We start from the raw sequence: 3,509 nt of genomic DNA on the forward strand, positions 1-3,509 counted from the left end.
AGCGAATCTTCCCCTTTCTGAACTACTTGGCAACATGCACCATGGCGTCCCCATCCTCATCCGGGAACACCCCCTGGATCTCGGGGGTGAACCCCGGGAAGCGGGCGATGCCGGCGAAGAGGGTACGGAAGTAGTCGATGGCCGGCAGCGTCCAGGTCTCGCCCGGGACAACAACGAAGATCCCCGGGGGATAAGGCAGTGCGCCCTCCACGGCGACCCGGCCGGCGCTGGCCGTGAGCGGAACGGTCTCGTAGCGGCCGGTGGCGAAGGCGGCGTCCGCCTGGGCGGCGCTCATCACCTGGTCGCGGTTGTTGCTGTTCTGGAAGAGCCAGCGCTGGCGGGTGACCAGCTGCTCGTCCTGGAAGAAGTCCGACAGTTCCTGGGCCAGCTGGCGCAGGGTCATGCCAGCATAGCGGTCACCTGTCTCGGCCACCAGCTTGGGCAGCGTCTCGGTGACGGTCCGGTCGTTGAAGAAATCCGCTTCGAATTGCTTGAGGACGTCCAACAATCGGCGCCAGTCCACCATCCGCGAGCCCGGGGTGACCAGGAACAATAGCGAGTTGGGGTCGGCTTTCTCCGGAACGACATTGTGGTCCAAAAGATAGCGGTCCACGACCCAGCCGGACACCCCGAGTTTCTTGGTGTGGGGCAATACAACCGTCACTTTGCCGGGGTCCAGATAGGCTTGGCCGGGGACCAGATCCGGGATGCCGTGCCACTTCGCCGCCGGGTCCAAGGCCCATTGCCGGGGATCGGTGTACGCGGTCTTAGTCTCGGCATCGATCAGGGCCGGGCTGTTGTAGCCGCGGAACAGTTGGGTATCGTCCAGTGCCCGGCGGAAGGCCAGGGAATCGGCCAGGGCTTGGCGCCAGATTTTCTTCCCCACCGCGCCCTGGTTCAGTGCGACGTTCGTCACCAGCGAGGCGTACAGGGGGTAAGAATAACTGGTGGTGACGTGCTTGAGGTAAGCGTGGTTGAACTGGGCGTGGCTGACGTAGCGGGCTTGGCCCTTGATGTGGCTGTCCCTCTTGTGGATCTGGGAGGTCTGGCCGAAGCCGGACTGCTGCTTGTGGACGGACTGGGTGACAATGATGCCCGGGTCATCGGGCCCCAGCGGCAGCTGGAGCGGGTCCATCGGCTGCATCGCCGGGATGAAGGGCTCGTAACCGCCCCAAGCGGCGTCGAAGAGCATGTAGTCCACCAGCTTGCCGAAGCGCTGGAGCAGCAGGCGGACGTCGGGGACGATGCCGTCGAAGGTCTCCAGCTCAAGGGCCGCGAGGCGGAACGGCCGGGCGCGCTCGGCTTGTTTCGGGGCGAAAGTCCGGATGTAATTGCGCAGCCCTTCTTCCGTACCGTCCTTCAGATCCACCGGCCCGATCAGGCCCAGGTCGCTGCGCAGCGTATCCAGGTAGACCGGAATGGCGCCGCTCATGACCAAGGCGCCATTGTAGACGGACTTGTGGTTGTTGCGGTCGAAGAGGACCAGATCGCCGGGCTGGAGCAGGGCGCTGGCGACGATGTTGTTCGAACCGGTGGTGCCGTTCGTGACGAAGTAGGTCTTGTCCGCGTGCCACAGCTTGGCGGCAGCCTGCTCGGCGGTCAGCGGCGTGCCGCCGTGGGTGAGCATGTCGCCCAGCGCGGTGACCACGTCGGAGGTGTCGCTGCTGAAGAAGGTCTGCCCGTAAGCCTGCTTGAGCAGATAACCCGCCGGTGCCAGTTCGTCGTAATGGCCAGCGTGGTGGCCGGGGGTAGCAAAGGTGGTCGGGTCCGCCTGGGCGAACTTCAGCAGATCCGCGATATAGGGTGGGATCTGGGCGTGTTCGTACTGGCTGGCGGCAGCCTTGATCTGCTGCACTGCCGCTGGTGTAATGTCGGCTAGGGTCACGGCCTCCGGAAGGGTCGGCGGCGCCTGCTGCCCGAGGATGAAGACGGGGACGGGCAGCGGACTGGCCGCCAACCGTTTGAGTGCGGCGGCGTCCGTATCTTGAACGACCGCGGCGCTGATTCCCGCCAGCTCTGTTTGAGCAATATCCGTCAGCGGCAAGGTGTGCAGGGCCTGAGCCAATGACGGCGTGGTGCCGATTTTCAGAAACATATGTGTCCCTCCCGCGGGGCCTGAAAGCCCCTGCTGCGTTACTTGTTAGCGAAGAAAACCTTTTGGGCCGCCTGCATGGTGGCGATCTTCACGTGGGCGTACGTCAAGCCGCCCTGCATGTAGATGGTGTATGGCGGCCGAATGGGGCCGTCGCCGGAAAACTCGATAGTCGAGCCGGCGACGAAGGTGCCCCCGGCCATGATCACTTCGTCTTCGTACCCGGCCATATGCTCCGGGATCGGGGTAACGAAGGAATCCACCGGCGAACTGGCTTGAATGGCCTCAGCGAACTTGACCATGTCCCCCGGGTTGCCGAAGTTGACCGTCTGGATCAAGTCAGTGCGCGGCGCATCCCACTTTGGATCGACGTCCAGACCCAGGCTCTCCAGCAAGGCCGACTCGAAGATAGCGCCCTTAATGGCGTTGCCGGTAGTCTGGGGCGCGATGAAGAAGCCCTGGAACATGTCAGAAAGCATGCCCACGGTGGCCCCTTCATCCCCGCCGATGCCGGGCACCGTCAGACGGTAGCTGACCCGCTCGATGAGGTCTTTCTTACCGACGATGTAGCCGCCGGTCTTGGCCATGCCGCCGCCCGGATTCTTGAACAAGGATCCAGCCATCAGGTCGGCCCCGACGTCCAGCGGTTCAATGGTTTCAGAAAACTCGCCATAGGCGTTGTCCACAAAAATCCAGACATCCGGCTTGACGGCTCGGACCGCGGCGATCATCGCCTTGATCTGGGCAATGGTGAAGGACGGCCGGGTGGCGTAACCGCGGGAACGCTGGATGGCCACGACCTTGGTGTGCTCACCGATGCGTTTCTGCACCGCCGGCACATCCACGCTGTTGTCGGCTTTCAACGGGACATAGTCGGCCCCGATACCATATTCCTTGGGGCTGCCGATGCCGTTGCCGGCCATGCCCAGGACTTCTTGCAGCGTATCATAGGGTTCGCCAGTGATGTAGAGGATCTCATCACCCGGCCGGACCAGGCCCAGCAAGGCGACGCCAATCGCATGGGTCCCGGACACGATCTGGGGCCGGACCAAGGCGTCCTCGCCGCCGAGGACATCGGCGTAGACTGCCTCCAGGACATCGCGGCCTTCGTCGTTGTGGCCGTACCCGGTGGAGCCGGAGAGATGGCTCTCGGCTACTCGGTGGTTCTGAAAAGCTTTCAGAACCTTGGCTTGGTTTTGCACGATCTGATCGTCGATGGCGGCCAAGCGCGGCGCGATTTTCTCGTCTGTTTGGTGCATTAAAGCGACCAGTTTGGGGTCAAATTCATCTTCCCATTTTTCCATTGTGTTGTGTTCGGTGCAGGTCGCGGCCGGCTGGTTTAGCTGACATAGAAAAGGGCCTGGGACAAAATTCTCCCTCGACGCCGTGCCAAAGCTCCGCAAGCTCCGGCAAAACG

2 protein-coding genes are annotated in these 3,509 nt (G+C 62.9%); both read right to left on the minus strand.

All coding sequences use genetic code 11. The features are described 5' to 3' along the window. Window positions 1–22: 22 nt before the first annotated feature. Window positions 23–2,095, minus strand: coding sequence for an Orn/Lys/Arg family decarboxylase (locus L248_RS04070; RefSeq protein WP_022528814.1), 2,073 nt, complete (start codon window positions 2,093–2,095; stop codon window positions 23–25). A 38-nt stretch (window positions 2,096–2,133) separates the two neighbouring features. Then, on the minus strand, window positions 2,134–3,396 hold the full coding sequence (locus L248_RS04075; RefSeq protein WP_022528815.1) for a methionine gamma-lyase family protein: 1,263 nt from the start codon (window positions 3,394–3,396) through the stop codon (window positions 2,134–2,136). Window positions 3,397–3,509 lie beyond the last annotated feature (113 nt).

This window comes from Schleiferilactobacillus shenzhenensis LY-73 (assembly GCF_000469325.1).
Taxonomy (GTDB): domain Bacteria; phylum Bacillota; class Bacilli; order Lactobacillales; family Lactobacillaceae; genus Schleiferilactobacillus; species Schleiferilactobacillus shenzhenensis.